The organism is Phycisphaeraceae bacterium (genome assembly GCA_019636555.1).
GTDB lineage: Bacteria > Planctomycetota > Phycisphaerae > Phycisphaerales > UBA1924 > JAFEBO01.
The window spans coordinates 2,897,634-2,912,998 of sequence record JAHBXH010000001.1 but is presented as its reverse complement, the minus strand read 5'-3'; the positions used below and the strand labels follow the sequence as shown (position 1 = coordinate 2,912,998).

Annotated in this window: 14 protein-coding genes; 4 read left to right on the top strand and 10 right to left on the bottom strand. The window is 62.9% G+C overall.

The window, feature by feature from the left end:
• The first annotated feature begins 162 nt into the window (after nucleotides 1-162).
• Complete coding sequence (locus tag KF691_12495) at nucleotides 163-1,023, top strand: hypothetical protein (protein MBX3390259.1); 861 nt, start codon at nucleotides 163-165, stop codon at nucleotides 1,021-1,023.
• Between the two features lie 19 nt (nucleotides 1,024-1,042).
• Here the strand turns inward: KF691_12495 and KF691_12490 are convergent, their stop codons facing one another.
• The 4 genes from KF691_12490 to KF691_12475 all read right to left on the bottom strand — a co-directional run bounded on the left by KF691_12490 (nucleotide 1,043) and on the right by KF691_12475 (nucleotide 4,140).
• On the bottom strand, nucleotides 1,043-1,270 hold the full coding sequence (locus KF691_12490) for a type II toxin-antitoxin system HicB family antitoxin (GenBank protein MBX3390258.1): 228 nt from the start codon (nucleotides 1,268-1,270) through the stop codon (nucleotides 1,043-1,045).
• An 8-nt stretch (nucleotides 1,271-1,278) separates the two neighbouring features.
• Nucleotides 1,279-1,659: a DUF86 domain-containing protein gene (locus KF691_12485; GenBank protein MBX3390257.1), complete on the bottom strand. Its 381-nt coding sequence runs from the start codon at nucleotides 1,657-1,659 to the stop codon at nucleotides 1,279-1,281.
• A 2-nt stretch (nucleotides 1,660-1,661) separates the two neighbouring features.
• Nucleotides 1,662-1,973 carry a nucleotidyltransferase family protein gene (locus KF691_12480; GenBank protein ID MBX3390256.1) on the bottom strand — a complete coding sequence of 104 codons (312 nt, stop codon included), beginning with the start codon at nucleotides 1,971-1,973 and terminating at the stop codon, nucleotides 1,662-1,664.
• A gap of 103 nt (nucleotides 1,974-2,076) precedes the next feature.
• Nucleotides 2,077-4,140, bottom strand: coding sequence for an elongation factor 4 (locus KF691_12475; protein MBX3390255.1), 2,064 nt, complete (start codon nucleotides 4,138-4,140; stop codon nucleotides 2,077-2,079).
• 239 nt (nucleotides 4,141-4,379) lie between these two features.
• On the opposite strand from KF691_12475, the gene KF691_12470 reads away from it, so the two are divergent.
• The gene (locus KF691_12470) at nucleotides 4,380-6,095 is read left to right on the top strand and encodes a hypothetical protein (protein ID MBX3390254.1); all 1,716 of its coding nucleotides are present in this window, start codon (nucleotides 4,380-4,382) and stop codon (nucleotides 6,093-6,095) included.
• Complete coding sequence (locus KF691_12465) at nucleotides 6,046-6,456, top strand: hypothetical protein (protein ID MBX3390253.1); 411 nt, start codon at nucleotides 6,046-6,048, stop codon at nucleotides 6,454-6,456. The genes KF691_12470 and KF691_12465 overlap by 50 nt, the downstream gene beginning before the upstream one ends.
• Before the next feature lie 71 nt (nucleotides 6,457-6,527).
• On the opposite strand, the gene KF691_12460 is transcribed toward KF691_12465, so the two are convergent.
• Together KF691_12460 and KF691_12455 are read right to left on the bottom strand one after the other, a co-directional pair.
• Entirely contained in the window at nucleotides 6,528-9,362 is a 2,835-nt protein-coding gene (locus tag KF691_12460) for a serine/threonine protein kinase (GenBank protein MBX3390252.1), read from the bottom strand.
• A gap of 147 nt (nucleotides 9,363-9,509) precedes the next feature.
• Nucleotides 9,510-10,424, bottom strand: a complete 915-nt coding sequence (locus KF691_12455) for a fibro-slime domain-containing protein (GenBank protein MBX3390251.1) — start codon at nucleotides 10,422-10,424, stop codon at nucleotides 9,510-9,512.
• A gap of 308 nt (nucleotides 10,425-10,732) precedes the next feature.
• On the opposite strand from KF691_12455, the gene KF691_12450 reads away from it, so the two are divergent.
• Nucleotides 10,733-11,095: a DMT family protein gene (locus KF691_12450; protein ID MBX3390250.1), complete on the top strand. Its 363-nt coding sequence runs from the start codon at nucleotides 10,733-10,735 to the stop codon at nucleotides 11,093-11,095.
• A gap of 14 nt (nucleotides 11,096-11,109) precedes the next feature.
• On the opposite strand, the gene KF691_12445 is transcribed toward KF691_12450, so the two are convergent.
• The 4 genes from KF691_12445 to KF691_12430 all read right to left on the bottom strand — a co-directional run bounded on the left by KF691_12445 (nucleotide 11,110) and on the right by KF691_12430 (nucleotide 15,363).
• Nucleotides 11,110-12,573: a trypsin-like peptidase domain-containing protein gene (locus tag KF691_12445; protein ID MBX3390249.1), complete on the bottom strand. Its 1,464-nt coding sequence runs from the start codon at nucleotides 12,571-12,573 to the stop codon at nucleotides 11,110-11,112.
• Between the two features lie 301 nt (nucleotides 12,574-12,874).
• Nucleotides 12,875-13,594, bottom strand: coding sequence for a 7-carboxy-7-deazaguanine synthase QueE (locus KF691_12440; protein MBX3390248.1), 720 nt, complete (start codon nucleotides 13,592-13,594; stop codon nucleotides 12,875-12,877).
• Entirely contained in the window at nucleotides 13,594-14,337 is a 744-nt protein-coding gene (gene queC / locus KF691_12435; protein ID MBX3390247.1) for a 7-cyano-7-deazaguanine synthase QueC, read from the bottom strand. The genes KF691_12440 and queC overlap by 1 nt, the downstream gene beginning before the upstream one ends.
• Nucleotides 14,338-14,349: 12 nt before the next feature.
• Entirely contained in the window at nucleotides 14,350-15,363 is a 1,014-nt protein-coding gene (locus KF691_12430; protein MBX3390246.1) for an aspartyl protease family protein, read from the bottom strand.
• Between the last annotated feature and the right edge of the window lie 2 nt (nucleotides 15,364-15,365).

Sequence of the window (15,365 nt, the reverse complement as noted above, 5' to 3'; positions counted from 1 at the left end):
TTTGCCCCTTTGCCCCTTTGCCCCTTTGCCCCTTTGCCCCTTTGCCCCTTTGCCCCTTTGCCCCTTTGCCCCTTTGCCCCCACAATCCGCTATCCACAAAAATCTCCCTTTCCAACCAAATTCCCCTTGCGTAGTACGGTATCTGTCCGGTATACTGCCCCCATGATCCCAGGAAACTCACCCGGCCACTGGCTGCCCGACATCAAGCGTTACGTCCGCCCCATCGACGGCTTTGCCGCCCCCGACATCGCCGATCCTCTGCCCCCCGGCGAGCGGCCCAAAGACTTCGAAATCCCGCCCGCGCCCGATTTCGACCGCCCCGTCAAACCCGGCCACGAGAAAGACCTTTTCCTCGCCCTCGCCGATCCGCACGCCTCGCTCATCGACGTCGCCAACGAGTTCAAAGTCTCGCTCGAAGCGCTCTCCGTCTGGATGGTCCGCCCCGATATCGCGGCACGCCTCGAATCCATCGCCGAGGCCTCCGTCGTCCGCGCCCGCTTCGTCGCCAAATCCTTCCTCCCCGCCGCGGCACGCACCGCGGGCCGCATCCTCGCGCTCCACCAGATCGTCCGGCGCCACAACCCCAAAAGCCTGGCACGCGATTCCAACAACGAACGCCGCTTCGACAAAACCGCAATCCAGGCCGGCATCTTGCTCGCGCGCCTCGCCACCTTCGGCGAAAAACCACCGCCGCGCAAGACTGGTTCGCCGCCCCAAGACAAAGCATCCGCGCAATCACCCGCGCAATCGCCGTCACAAGAAGAGTCTTCTCAAACAGCGCCGCCGCAATCCGCCGAATCTCCCGCAAATCAGGTTGCCGACTTTCAATCGACGTCTTTGCACGATGGAGCGCGCGAGCCCGCGCTCTCCCGATCGCTGTCAAAGAAGCGCCGCGAGACGTTGCACGCCTCTCCGCGCCATGCCGCCCCCGCAATTGCCCCGGCGATCGGACCTGCAGTCGCCGAATCAGCCGATTCCGCAGCGGTTTGCCAACGCCAAAAACCGAATGCATCGAGCGGGTGAAGACACTGAAAGCGATCGACTACGACGCGACTTGGTAGATCGCCGGCCGGTACCGGGGTTTTGGGATGCGCTTGCCGGCCGACTTTGCCGCGGCGAGCCATGCACGCATCGCGATCATGACTTCCCGCATCGCCTTCTCCGGGGTCTCACCGAACGCGGAGCAGTACCTGAGGTCCGGGACATCGGCGATGAAACCCTTATCCTCGGCACTGAAGAAGACGTTGATGTGGTATTTTGGAGTGGGCATTCAGCCGGCTATCCGCGTTCATTGTCATTGGGGAGGCTATCGATGCCTTTCTCAAGCGCGGCGAGAAGCGACGGAAGGTGAGAACGCAAGATCCGCCAGAGTTTGTCAGGCATCAGGCGGTCGTATTCATGGGAAAGGATGTGACGGGTGCCGACGATTTGCTTCCACGGAACCGCAGGCAGTTTCGCGCGAGCTTCATCGCTGACGCGAGAAGCGGCTTCGCCAATGGCTTGCAGATACCACGCGAGAGAAGTTTGAAATACGCGGCGAGCGCGGAATGTTTCTTCGTCGACCGAAGCGAATTCGGCGATGCACTCGCGGCAGAGGTAGAGCATGTGCTCTGCGCGAAGTCGGTCTTCCGGTCCCGATTGGCGACGATTCCGGCGCATGACTACGCGGCGAACGCGATCACAGAATTCGACACGACGCGTTCGAGGTTGTGGGGCGAAAACATATCGGGGATCTTCAGGTCGACTTCACGATTGAAGATTTCGCAGAGATCCTGCTGCATGCCGCCGAGTTCGAAAAGGTCCGGATCGGAGCCAGCGGTAAACTCGAGGAGAATATCGATGTCGCTCTCAGGAGTTTGGTCGCCTCGGGCGAAGGAGCCGAAGATGCGGATGCCTCGGATGCCGTTCGCCGCACAAAACGCCGCGAGCTTCGCGGGATCGGCCAGTTTGGAGATTGCAGAGTGTGCGACCATGTTGAATTCCCAGGTGGCAAACAAGTGTATCGGGCGGATGCGATCGCAAAGTCCCAAACCAGACCCAACCCCGACCTCTCCCTTTGGGAGTTTCAGATGATGATCAGTCCCCCTGATCCAAAACCGTCATGAACGCTTCCTGCGGGATCGTCACGCTCCCCACGTTCTTCATCCGCTTCTTGCCTTCCTTCTGCTTTTCGAGCAGTTTGCGTTTGCGCGAAACGTCGCCGCCGTAGCACTTGGCGAGGACGTTCTTGCGGAAGGCCTTGATGGTTTCGCGGGCGATGATGCGCGAGCCGATGGCGGCCTGCAACGGAATCTCGAACTGGTGGCGGGGGATCTGTTCTTTGAGGCGCGCGATCAGGTGTCTGCCGCGGCCTTCGGCCTTCTGGCGATGGACGATGATCGCGAGCGCTTCCACCGGATCGCCGTTGATGAGGATGTCCATCTTGTTGAGGTCGTCCGCTCGATACCCGATCACCTCGTAGTCCATCGTGCCGTACCCGCTCGTCAGGCCTTTCATCTTGTCGAAGAAGTCGTAGATGATCTCAGCAAGCGGAATCTCGAACTGCAGCAGCTCGCGGCCGGCGGAGACAAACTGCTGGTTTTTGTAGGTGCCGCGCCGGTCGAGGCAGAGCTTCATGATGTCGCCGATGTATTCCTTCGGGACCATGATCTCGACGCGGCAGACCGGCTCGCGGATTTCTTCAACGAACGAAAGACTCGGCAGGTCGGCCGGGTTGTGCACTTCGAGCAACTGGAAGTTCGCGGGCACGCCCTTGCCGTCCATGCCGGCGATGAACGGAGATTCGGGATCGACCGGCTTGAGCGATTGGCCGTTGGCGCCGGTGATGGTGTCCGTGCCGCGGACGAGCACGTGGTAGGAAACGGTGGGGGCGGTCTGGATGATCTCGACGCCGCCTTCGCGCTCGAGGCGCTCCTGGATGATGTCCATGTGGAGCAGGCCGAGGAATCCGCAGCGAAAACCGAAGCCGAGCGCTTCGGAGTGGACGGGCGCGAATGTAAAGGAGGAATCGTTCAGGGAGAGCTTTTCAACCGCCTCACGCAGTTCTTCGAAGTCCGAACCTTTACCGTCTTCGGTGGTCGCGGGATAGAAATCACAGAAGACCATCTGGCGCGGCGGCTGATAGCCGGGGAGCGCTTCGGTCGCAGGGTCAACCTCGAGCGTGATGGTGTCGCCGATGCGCACGTCTTTGAGCGTGCGGATGGCGGCGACGATGTAGCAGGTTTCGCCCGGGCCCACTTTGCCGCCGGGGAGGCGGTAGGGCTTGGGGTTCATCTTGCCGATCTCGGTGACGAGGAACGAGCGGCCGATGCCCATCATACGGATCTTGTCGCCGACTTTGAGTTCGCCGTCGAAGATACGGGCGTAGACGATGACGCCCCGGTAGTCGTCGTAGACGGCGTCGAAGATGAGCGCGCGGAGCTGCTTGACGACTGGTTTCCGGGGAGCCGGGAACTTTTCGCAGATGGCGGCGAGAAGTTCGGGGAGACCCTGGCCGGTTTTGGCGGAGACGAAGATCGCGTCGGCGGCGTCGAAGCCGAGAGTCTGCTCGATTTCTTCGGCAACTTCATCGGGGCGCGCGGAGGGGAGATCGATCTTGTTGATGACGGGAACGATCGTCAGATTCTCGTTGACGGCGAGGTAGGCGTTCACCAGCGTCTGCGCCTGCACGCCCTGTGTGCTGTCAACAACGAGGATCGCGCCGTCGCAGGCCTTGAGCGCGCGGGCGACTTCGTAGTTGAAGTCAACGTGGCCGGGGGTATCGATGAAGTTGAGCATGTAGAGCTCGCCGTGAGAATCGGCGGACTCGCCCTTCTTCGTCTTGTGGTTCGAGCCGTCGCCGCTCTCCGGGGCGGAATCGTCCATCGGCGATTCGTATTCGGTCTCGAGTTCGTCGGACTTGGTGCCGGGCTTGTGGCGATGGAAGACGGTGACGGCGGAGGCCTTGATGGTGATGCCGCGCTCGCGCTCAATGTCCATCGAATCCAGGATTTGCTCTTTGGCTTCGCGCGCGGAAACGGCGTTGGTGGCCTGGAGGAGGCGGTCGGCGAGCGTGGACTTCCCGTGATCGATGTGGGCGATGATCGAGAAATTACGGATGTGATCCGGAGGATGCGCTCCGGTTTGGGACGGTTCGGGCATTGGAGGGGATCGTAGGGAAGAAAAGCGCAAAAAAGCAGGCAGCAAACGCGTTAGTGGAGCAAACGGAAACAGGGAAAATGCAATGAATTGCGACGAGAGTGCGGATGGGTTCGTTGAATTCAAAGGTGTTTGCATTCGACATTCGTATTCGCCGCCGAAACGCCGCATCCCGGCACGTCGAGCGCGGTGTTCGCCCAAGGGGCGGAACCGATTCTCACAAGAGGCGTTATCGTGAAGTGATGCGGATTCCGGGCAGCAAGATCTACCGCGCGTTCCCTGACCTGGATCAGTTCAGCGATGACCAGTGCCGCAAGTTTCTTCGTGCCGCCAACCGCGGCTTCTGGTGGGCATCGCTCCGGATCTTCGTGTGGGTTTCCGGAACGATCAGCATTCTCATGGTCGCGGCGGTCGGTCTGAGTTTCCTGACCGGTGCCTGGCAGACTTGGCTGGGCGAAAGTGTTGTCGAATTCGTCGGCGGACTTTCTCCGTGGCTCGCACTTGCTGTGCTGGTGCCGCTCGCGGCATTGGTGTTGCGCGATTGGATGCTGATCCGGCTCGTGCGGTCGATCCTGCGAAACCGCGGATGCTGCAGCAAGTGCTCGTATGGTTTGCTCGGCTTACCGGTCGATGCGGAATTGTGCGTGACCTGTCCGGAGTGCGGCGCGCGGACGAAGGTTGATCCTTCGCTCGGCGAACTCACGAGGGACGCGCAGGGCAACACGCGCTTCCAGCCGAGCGCGGATTCGCTCGTCGTCCGCAAGTTCTGGACACCCCGGCGAAAGAAATGGGCGATCCGCATCGGCGCCGCGGCGGTTCTGGTCTTTGTCGTGTTTCCGCTTACCGCGCTCGCGATCCGCGAAGCATTGATGCAGTTCGATGCATCGAAAGCAAGCGCCGATCGCATGCGAATCCGGGCGGAGTGGGCGGCGCTAATGGAAGAAGGGCAGCCGCAAGGATCGTCGCCAGGACAAACCGATGCATGGACGATTCAGCAGGCGATCAGCAACACGCACGATCGGATCATCAATCAGCTGATGGCGACGGATCCGAAGCGAAACCCCGACGGCGACGTGCCGATGGTGGACTTGATTTATTTGCCGCCTGTGCCGCCCGGTCCGGATGACTTTGGAGGATCGCTCTTTCCGCCCGCGCTGGAGCGATACAAACGGAAGCTCAAATCACGCGAACTCGGCCTCGAACTGCTGAAGGAGATGCGCGAGGCCGGAGCTTTTGAGGACCTCGATCGGATGTGCAAGGCGCGTCGGGCGCTCCCGAACATCGTCGTCGACCCCAATCGTCCGCTCTCGGAGGTACTTCCCTCCGAGATTGGTCGGTGCAGGGCCCTGTTCCGGATGAACGCGGCCCGGATGTATCTCGCCCGGCAGAGCGGAGACGTGGACGAGTACGTTCGTGCCGCCGAGGCGAACTTTGCGTTGATCAGAATGCTCCGATGCGGTCCGACCGGCATCTATCAATTGGTGGCCACCGCGATTCAAGCCGGAACGCTCGACCAATGCAGCGGCTACTTTGCGGACGGTGCGCCGCCGGAGCTCGCCGGGAAACTGCGTGCGGCAATGGCCCGGCAACATTCGGTTGCCGCGTACCCCTACGGAATCCGCGGGGAACAACTGATGACCGCCGACACCATCGCGTGGCTGTTCGAAAAGCCGTCGCGGGTGCGGCTGGGGATGCGGAGTAGCGCGGTCATCGAACTACTCGGCACAAGCATGTCGAGCACGCCGATTTCCCAGTCTTGGGTCGGCTGGTACGGTGAGAACAAGGCCGTGTTGGAGGCTCTCTTTGCTGAGAAAATCACGAACTCGAAAGCAGAGTCGTGGCTGCGAACGGTGAACACCATTGACACAAGCCTATCCGCTCGTCGATCGCTTCGTCGGGGGCTACTCGATGATTCTCTATGCGCAGGACCGGGACCTGGCGATCGGGCGCGGCTTTGAACGGGTGCTCCGCATCGAAGAATTCCGCGCCGAACACGGCGCACTGCCAAAGTCGCTGGATGCGCTCGGCATCGAAGCGGGGAGCGATGTCGCGCAGGACCCGTACTCCGGAACACCCTTCGGCTACTTTGTCATCGACGAGGCGGGGAGAGAGGAACTCGCGCGCAGTTGGCCAGACAACGATTCTCGAGAAAAGCTGATTCGTCAGGGCTACTTGCTCATCTCGGCCGGGCCGGACGGCAAAATCGACTTTCAGACTTGGCGCGACTCCACATCTCTCTTACAGGTGTGGGAAGCGCCGCAGCGTGCAAGAGAGCCCGGAAAGGACTTGCTCCTGACCCCGCTACAGCAAAAGCGATGAGTGCGATCTACCTTGTCTTCAAATTGAGCCGCAGGTGTTCCTCTACTTCGGGGAATGCGTGCTCCGGCGCTTCAAGCCGGTTCGGGCTGCGCATCGCGTCCCGCGACGAGCGCGCCCGTCACCGCCAGCGCGATGATCGGCAAGCTTCCGACGAGCGTGAGCGGCGCGTACCACGTCGTGAGGTCGAGCGAGATGGGGAAGTTGACGAGGATCGTCGAGACGAGCAGCATCACCGAAAAGGCGAGCAGTCCGCACAAGCGAAGCATCAGCATGCAGCCGACCGCGCAGGCCGCGGCGGAGACCGAGACCGCATTGTCCTGCAAACCGCCGATGATCAGCCACAAGAACGCCGCCGACAGTACGTACGCCACCCACTGCGAGCGGAAGAGCTTGTCGCACCCGAGCAATACGAGCGTGATCAGCAAGGGAACAGCGATGTTTCCCGCCAGAGTCTGGAAGAGGATCGCGAGCGCGAACGGAAACCCGGAGAACCACGGCATGGTCGCGACGAACGGATCGGCGACGTGGAAAGGTTGAAGATCAACGATCACCATGAGCGCGAAGAACGGCCCGAAGAACGAGCCTGCGGCGCAGCCGATGAGAATGTCGCGCCACACGAGCGGATCGCGCCCGCGCCCGGAGAGAAGGCGCGTCCACGAGATGAGCAGGCGGGGCCAGCGTCGGCGGACGATCGGCTCGAGCGCGAGATACACGATCCACATCAGACCACCGAGCCACATGGCGCGAGCGAGCTGGAGTCCGATGATCTGAAAATCTATCAAGCCGGCAACGGAATGGCGGCCGACGCTGAGCGAGAAGAGACAGATCGCGCCGACAAAGACCGCGAGCGTGAGCGCGCCGCGCCGATCGCCCCGCCCCGCGCGATAGTTCTTCCACGCCAGCACGACAGAGCTCACGATTCCGACGAGCAGCGTGACGTTGATGATTCCGCCGATGATCTCCGCGGCGCTCCAATGTCTCACCGACCGATCCGAGGCTGCGGGCCGTCCGCCGCGTCCGGTCGCTGCGCTGTCGTTGGCGCGATCTTCTGCTATTGCGTCAGAGTCTTCGAGCGCCGGCGCCTCTTCGTGCGCATCCGGATCACCGGCTTCGGCTTTCGCGTTTGGGTGCGCAGGCAAGCGCCAGAGCGGCTTGGTGCGGAAAGAGACCGGAACGCCGTCGAGCGACGCGGCCTCGAACTGAACGGGAACATCCGGGAGATCCGGGTATGTGCCGCGCCAGGCGTAGCGCGTGTCGGCGGGGACGTTCGGCGCGATGGTCGGTCGGGTCGATTGGAACTTGTTGATGTCCACACCAGCCGCATCGAAGAACGGCGCCCAGTCGATCGGCTTCGCGGGCACCGAATCGCTCGTCCCCGCGAATCCGAACTCAGGCGCGCGCCGTTCAAAGCGCATCAAGTCGCCCGCGCTCGAGAGCGCTGCGTAGACGCCGTCGGCATATTCGCGGGGCGGCGAATCGGCCCCAACGAACAAATGCCCGATCATCGTCGGGCGAATCCAGCGCGGCTCCGCGCGATACCAGAAATAGATGCTGGGCGGAAAACGGTTTGCCAGCTTTTCGAATCCGCCGATTTTCGAGGCGCTCTTGATCGCGTTCTGGTCCGCGTCGTAGCCGTACGCCTGATACGCCTTGGGCGGATCGGCGCCCAGCTTTTCGAGCATCTCCCGCGCGCGGATCGCCATCGCATCCGTGGGCGAACCGAACGGAGCGATTCGATGAATGCCGTACCGATCCTGCAGCCAGCCGAGGATCCCGACCATCACAACCACGAGTGCGACCATTGCCCATGCGAACCGGCGCGGGATGCTCCCTTCGACACCGGCGAGCGCGACGAGTTCTGGGCTGGGCGTCTCGCCCGCGGCGAGTGCCGCGGCGAGCGGATCGCCTCCCGGAAGCGCAGCGGAAACCGCGAGCGCGCTTGCGGGCCGATGAGCTGGGTCGAATTCAAGGCAGCGGAGGATGACGGTCTCGACCGCGGGGTCGAGCGATTTGACGTGATCGCTCGGTGCCTGTGGGCGCGTGCCGCTCTCGCGCGAGGCGCGGAGCTGCTGCATGTTCTCGACCTGGTACGCCGGCTTGCCGGTGAAGAGCTCGTAGAGCACGAGTCCGAGCGAGTAGATGTCGCTCTTCTTGCTGACGCCCTGGCGCGCGAGCTGTTCGGGCGCCATGTACGCGGGCGTGCCGCTGGCGACGTCTCCTTTCGCGACGAGATCGGAGAGGATTCCGGCGACGCCGAAGTCCATGATGCGGGCGTTGCCACGCCCGTCGAGCATGATGTTCGCGGGCTTGAGATCGCGATGGATGACGCCGAGTTCGTGGGCGGCGTGGAGGCCCGCGCAGATCTGGCGCGCGAGCTGGCAAGCCTTGTCCTCGGGCAGGTGTCCGATTCGCTTCAGGAGTATGGAGAGGTCTTCGCCATCGACATACTCCATCGAAAGAAAGACGTGATGGCCGCCTCCACCCGCCGCGCTACCGATCTCTCCGAAGTCGTACACACGGCAGACGTTCGGATGGCTGATCTCGCGGGTGAGCCGAACCTCCGAACGGAAACGGTCGAGCTTGAGCGGATCGGCGGCGAACGCATCGGGCAGGAACTTGAGCGCGACGGAAGTTCCGAGCTTGAGATCGTCGGCGCGGTAGACCTCGCCCATGCCACCCTTGCCCAGGCGCGAGACGATCCGGTAGCGATCGGCGAGCACAGTACCGGGTGCAAAGCGCGAGCCGTCGGTCGATGTCGAAGTGAGATGTGTGGGCGGCAGGGGGTTCGTGCTGGGCGGTCCACCGGAGAGGCCCGACCCGCCAGAAAAGTTGCTCGGAGGACCCGCCGGCGCGGAAGGGCGATCGACCGTCACGGGATCTTCGGATGGCATTTGAGGTTCGGACACGCTGACCAAAACGTAGCACAATCCCAAAAAGCCGACACGGGCCTCAGGACGATCCTGAAGCCCGCGTCGCGGCGCGTGGGCACACGGAGGTGTGCGGTGGTGATCGAGGACGGTCCGCCGACTCCGCCGGCGGTCCGGAGGTGTCGCTTAGTCGAAGAGGCCGCTGACCGGGGGCGGATCGACTGCCATGAGGCTGATGGTCGTGTCGATGCGGCAGTTCGAGGCGGTGGTGTGGCGTTCCGCGAAGCAGAGCTTGAGCGGATACTTCTTGCCGTCCTCGAGGCCCTGGATGCGGTCGAGCTCGATGGTCTGGCTGATGGCGCTGTGCACGCCGCCGATATCGACCACGAGCTTCTTGTTCACGAACACCCAGACGTCGTCGTCACCGGTGAACGTGAAGGTCTGGCCGGTTCCCTTCTTGTACGTGAACTCGGTGTCGAGCTCGAAGGTGAACCCGAAATTCTTGCTCTGGTTCGGCGAGTTGCCGAAGAGTTCGCCGTTGATCGGGAAGAAGCCTCCCTTGGCCGAGTAGCCGGCGTCGGTCTTGTCGCTGAACGAGTAGATGTTCGAGTTCGCCTGGCGGACGAGCACGAGCGGGACCGTCTTGCTCAGGTTGACACCCGGCACGTTGCGGAACCACTGCTTGAAGTTGTCCTCGGTGGTGAGCGCGCCGCCGTTGCTCGTGGAAATCGAGCTGGCCTTGTCGCCGCTCTTCGCGGCGAGGTAGGACTTGGCGACGGGCATGATGTTGCGGCTGCTCGCGTCCATCGCTTCGGTGCTCACCTTATTGCCCTGACTCTTGAAAGCGGGCTTGCCGTCGGCGTCGAGTTCATCCTTCACCATGTTGGTGTAGTGGCCGTAGCCGCCGGACGGAACAAACTCGAAGTCCTTGTGACCGCCCGTTTCGCTCGCCCACTTGAAGTCGCGGCAGACGCCGTAGAGCGTCAGCGAACTGGGGAGTGCGGCGTACGGGTCGTCCGCCGTGCGTGCCGGCGCTTTCGAAGGCGTCAGCAACGCGCCGGCGACCGCGAGGCCCGCAAGGGCCAGGAGGCTGGCCGGCATTGTGAATCGAGTCCTGGATCGGAACATTTGGAAACCCTCCTCGGCCACCCGGCCGTTGCTCTCTTGTCGCGCCTTCGAGCGGACAGGTGAATGGTCAGAAACGCGAATCTGAGTTACCAGTGGCGGTGATCGTTTTTTCGACGGTGAGGTCCGTTTATTCCGGCGCGAAGAGAGTGAGGAGGTGAGGAGGTGGGAATACTCGAAAGCCTGTTCACCTGTTCACCTGTTCACCTGGTCGCCTCCGCATCTCCGCGCGTCGCAATCGGTCGGCGAAGGCGCGACGTGTTGCTTCGGTTCTACTCTCGGCCATGGAAATTCCCCGCTGGGTCTGGACAGTGCTGCTGCTCGCCGGTTCGAACACGTTTATGACCTTTGCGTGGTACTACCACGTCAAGCAGAAGTCGTGGCCATTGCTGGTCGCAATCTGCGCGTCGTGGCTTATCGCGCTGCCGGAGTATCTACTTCAGGTCCCGGCGAACCGAATGGGTCACATCGATCACGGCGGCGCCATGACACTGCCGCAACTCAAGATTCTGCAGGAAGCGATTACGCTCGCGGTCTTCACGGCTTTCACGATCTGGGTGGCGAAAGAAAAAATGCGGATCAACGACGCCGTCGCGCTCGGGTTGATTCTCGCGGCGGTCACGGTCTCGATGATGGGCCGGCGCTGAAGCGGATGCGACGTCTATTTGGCCGGGAAGTCGATCGCGCCGCGCATGCGGTTTCGGATCACGCTCATCCGGACGCCCTGCGACAGGTCGGCCTTCTCAAGAATCGCGCGGAATTCCTCGGCCGTGCGCACGGGCTGCTCGCCGATCGCCACGATGACATCGCCTTCGTCAAAATCGGACGAGGCAGGCCCGGCGGGATCCAGCTTTTGCACGATCACCCCCTGTATGCCGCCGAACCCCCGCCCGAGCATGCGCCGGATTTCCGGGTCGAGCGTGCGCACGATACCTCCGAATCGATCGGAGTAGATGCCGCCGAGGGACTGAGCTTCGTTGGCGCTCCAGTCGGCAATCAGGACATTGACCGACTTGATTTTTCCGTCACGAAGGATTTCGAACGTGGACTTGGTGCCGGGCGGCGTGACGCCGATCGCCGCGCGAAGCGTTGAGAATCTCGACATCGGCCGGCCGTTGTAGCGCGTCACGATGTCGCCCTCTTTGATGCCCGCCTCGGCGGCGGGAGTATTTTCCATGACGCGGCTGACGAGCACGCCGCCTTCTGAAGTCAGCCCGATCTGCTTCATGCGGGCGGAGGTGAGCTCTTCGAACTCGACACCGACCCAGCCGCGCACGACACGACCGGACTTGAGAATCGACTCCATCACTCCCCTGGCGATCTGGGCCGGAATCGCAAAGCCGATTCCCTCGCTGCCGCCGGCGCGGGTCGCGATCGCGGAGTTGATGCCGACAACGCGGCCCTCAAGGTCGAGCAGCGGGCCGCCCGAGTTTCCCGGGTTGATCGCGGCATCGGTCTGGATGAAATCCTGGTACATGTCGCGGCTCGCGCCGGGGAGGGCCACGCCGGAGCGGCTCTTGGCCGAGACTATCCCGGTGGTGACGGTGTTTGCAAAGCCGAAGGGTGAGCCGATCGCGATCACCCAGTCGCCGACTTCGACGCTGTCGGAATCGCCCATCATCGCAGTGGGGAAAACCTCGTTGGGCGGGGGGTTCTTGATTCGGACAACGGCAAGATCCGTGAGCGGGTCGCGGCCGACGACCACGGCATCGAACTCGCGCCCGTCGGTCAATTTCGCTTTGTGCGAGTCGCCGACTTCAACGACGTGGTTGTTGGTGAGGATGATTCCGCTGCTGTCAACGAGCACGCCCGAGCCGAAGCCGGCGGGCTGGTTGATCGTTCGACCGGTCGGCCTCGAAAAGAATCCGTTGCTCTCCATTTCGGGGACGCGCCGGATGGCGGTGATGTGGACCACGGCCGGTTCGACCTGCTTGGCGACGCGCTGGAAGGCGCGAGAGAGAGCACGGGCGGATTGGAGGTCGTCGGCGGCGGTCGGTTGCGGCGCGGTCTGCGCGCACACACTCGCCGGTGCGAGCGCGGCGGACGCTCCCGCGAACAGCGCGACGGCAAGAGAAATCGACCGGGCGATACGGGGTGAATCGGATCGGGCGTTGATGGAGGTCATAAGCAATTGTTCGCTCGGAGTGGCGGGGGAAGTTCATCGGAACGAAGTGAAGCGCGAGCCGGGCGCGAGGGGTTCGGCCCATCGAATCAAGATTCTTCAACGCAAAGACGAGGCCGGCGCGCACGTATCGCGCCGCGGCCGCTTCGCTCAATCAAGGAGATGCGCGACTCGGCACTTTCCGTCGGTGCCGGCGGAAACGATATCCGGAAGTGGGGGGTCGGGAGTATTCAAACGGACGCAGAGTGTGAGAGCGATTGAAGAGCGGCAGCCCGGCGGAGTCTTGGGACGCACGTTCTTCGCGTCACGTGCCGCGCACGTTTCCGAAGAGTTCGATGTGCAGTCTCGGGCAGTAGCGCCAGCCCCGCTTGATGCATTCGTCGACGATCCAGCGCCGTTGGGCGAGCGCCTCGACCGTGATCCCTTCGGGCATGAGCAGCACATCGTCGCGTGCCCAGCCGCGCAGGCTCTGGAGAAGTGCTTCGATTTCGTTCAACTGCGCCGGGTCGCTCACGACAAACTTGAGTTGGCGCTCGGGGTACGCACCGATGAGTTGCTGCAGGGCTTGGAGATTGATGCGGCGGGCTTCGTGGCGCGCCCGCCAGTGACCGCTCTCATCGCGCGGATCGCCGGCGAGCGGCGTCGAGTTGCTCAGTTTCGGGCTGATGCTTATCAGGTCGCACGCGATCTCGCGCCAGACTGTGCCCGCCGTTTCGATCGTGATGTGCATGCCGAGTGCGCGAAGCGCGGACGCGAGATCTTCGGCTTGTTCGAAGATCATCGGTTCGCCGCCGGTGATGACCGCGTGCGCGACGCCGGCGCGCTTGGCGCGGCCGGCTTCCGCGATGAGGTCCTGCATTTCTCGCTGCGTCGATTCCGCGTTCCAACTCGCGTACGGCGTATCGCACCAGGCACACCGCAGGTTGCATCCGCTGAAGCGGACGAACCAGGAAGGAACGCCCGCCAGTTTGCCCTCGCCCTGGATGCTCGTGAAGGATTCGGAGATGGGTGCGGCAGTTGCCATCAGGCGTATCGGGTCGGGTCGGGCACACCCGCCTCCTCGAAGCCGCGGCGGCGGAGTTGGCACGAATCACAGGCGCCGCAGGCGAGTGGTTTTCCCGCCGCGTCCACCTTCGGGTCGTAGCAACTGGTCGTCAGTGAGTAGTCCACGCCAAGCTTTGTTCCGAGACGGATGATCCCGGCTTTGGTGAGCGATGAGAGCGGCGACTGGATGACAAAGCCGCGCCCATGGCCGGCGAGCGCTTCGGTACCGATCTTGGTTCCGAGATTGGCTGCCTTCGCGAATGAGTCGATGAACTCAGGGCGGCAATCGGGGTAGCCGGAATAGTCGATTGCGTTCACGCCGACGAAGATATCTCGCGCGCCCACGACTTCCGCGAGCGCCGTCGCGATCGAGAGGAAGATCATGTTGCGTGCGGGGACGTAGGTGATCGGAACTCCGTCGCCGATCGCCTGTTCATCGCGGTTTTTCGGCACGGCGATGTCCGAGGTGAGCGCGCTGCCGCCGATCGCGCGCAGGTCGAGCCGCACGATCCGATGTTCGCGCGCCTGGAGAGAGCGCGAGACGAGTTCGGCCGCGCCGAGTTCGACGCGATGGCGCTGGCCGTAGTCGATCGCGAGCGTGACGCAGGCGAACCCCGCGTCGCGGGCCGCCGCGAGCGCGGTGGCGCTATCGAGTCCGCCTGAGAGGAGGACAACGGCGACGGAATCTGGACCAGCGGACGCTTGCGGCAGCACAATCAACAGTACGGGGCGCGGTTATTTCGTGGCGGTCGTCTCGGTCGAGACTTTGACGCCTTCCGGCTTGGGAACCAGCCCGATCCGCAGGTGCGGATAGTCGGTGATGATAACGAATTTCCGGAGGATGTCCGTGCCGATGTTCGCGTCTTTCGATGGCTCGGCGAGAGCGCCCTTGGCTTCGAGCGCGAAGTCGGCGTCCACGTTCTCGAACTTGCTGCCGCCGAGCTCGAGGCTGGTGATCTTGCCACGCTTTCCCGCCACGAAGCCACCGACGCCGCCCAACTTGCAGTCCTTGACCTCGCGATCTTTCAGAAGTTCATACTTCTCGACTGCGGGTTGATGGAACGTGACTGAGCCTGTCGCACCGAGATCCAGCCGGAAAGTGCCGGCATGTCCCTCGAAAGCGCCCGGCACGGTGGGCACGCGGTCGTGAATATCGAGCGGCGTCCACTCGCCCTGAGAAAGCGTGTAGGTCTCGGGATCAAACAGCGAGATGCTCGGTGCGGCGAGATCGATCTCTGCGACGCTCTTCGAGATCACGCCGTAGCCGATGATGCCGCAGATCTTTTCGCCGACCAGCGGCTCGAGAAACGCGAGATCGACTTCCATCAGCGGATGATCCTTGAACGTCATCGCGCCGAGCTGCATTTCCCTGGCGTTGTACAGCTTGGCTTGCTTGGATCCGCCGACACCGCTCGCCTGGATCGAGCCGTTTTCCTGAAGATCAAGACCCGCGACCTGCGGCGTCGAGATGCAGCAGATTCCAGCGCCGGTATCGAAGATGAACCAGCCCGCGTCGTGGTTGTTGATCTTGGGCCGCACGAGGATGTGGCCGGACTTGATGCGCTTCACTTCGAGCGCGGGCGATGCGTTCCGGTCAAACGTGATCTCGCCCTGGAGCGGGACTCCATCGGCGTCGGTCTTGCCCGAGTGCGGCGCCGGTGGCTCATCAAGCAAGCGGGCAGAGCACGGCGCGAGCGCGAGGCCGCAGCAGAGCAAGAGCGCGGATCGGACAGGCAGCGAGTTCTTCATAA

Coding starts and splice junctions, on each gene's coding strand:
- KF691_12495 (MBX3390259.1), top strand. CDS start 163: ATGATCCCAGGAAACTCACCCGGCCACTGGCTGCCCGACATCAAGCGT.
- KF691_12490 (MBX3390258.1), bottom strand. CDS start 1,270: ATGCCCACTCCAAAATACCACATCAACGTCTTCTTCAGTGCCGAGGAT.
- KF691_12485 (MBX3390257.1), bottom strand. CDS start 1,659: ATGCGCCGGAATCGTCGCCAATCGGGACCGGAAGACCGACTTCGCGCA.
- KF691_12480 (MBX3390256.1), bottom strand. CDS start 1,973: ATGGTCGCACACTCTGCAATCTCCAAACTGGCCGATCCCGCGAAGCTC.
- KF691_12475 (MBX3390255.1), bottom strand. CDS start 4,140: ATGCCCGAACCGTCCCAAACCGGAGCGCATCCTCCGGATCACATCCGT.
- KF691_12470 (MBX3390254.1), top strand. CDS start 4,380: ATGCGGATTCCGGGCAGCAAGATCTACCGCGCGTTCCCTGACCTGGAT.
- KF691_12465 (MBX3390253.1), top strand. CDS start 6,046: ATGATTCTCTATGCGCAGGACCGGGACCTGGCGATCGGGCGCGGCTTT.
- KF691_12455 (MBX3390251.1), bottom strand. CDS start 10,424: ATGCCGGCCAGCCTCCTGGCCCTTGCGGGCCTCGCGGTCGCCGGCGCG.
- KF691_12450 (MBX3390250.1), top strand. CDS start 10,733: ATGGAAATTCCCCGCTGGGTCTGGACAGTGCTGCTGCTCGCCGGTTCG.
- KF691_12445 (MBX3390249.1), bottom strand. CDS start 12,573: ATGACCTCCATCAACGCCCGATCCGATTCACCCCGTATCGCCCGGTCG.
- KF691_12440 (MBX3390248.1), bottom strand. CDS start 13,594: ATGGCAACTGCCGCACCCATCTCCGAATCCTTCACGAGCATCCAGGGC.
- KF691_12430 (MBX3390246.1), bottom strand. CDS start 15,363: ATGAAGAACTCGCTGCCTGTCCGATCCGCGCTCTTGCTCTGCTGCGGC.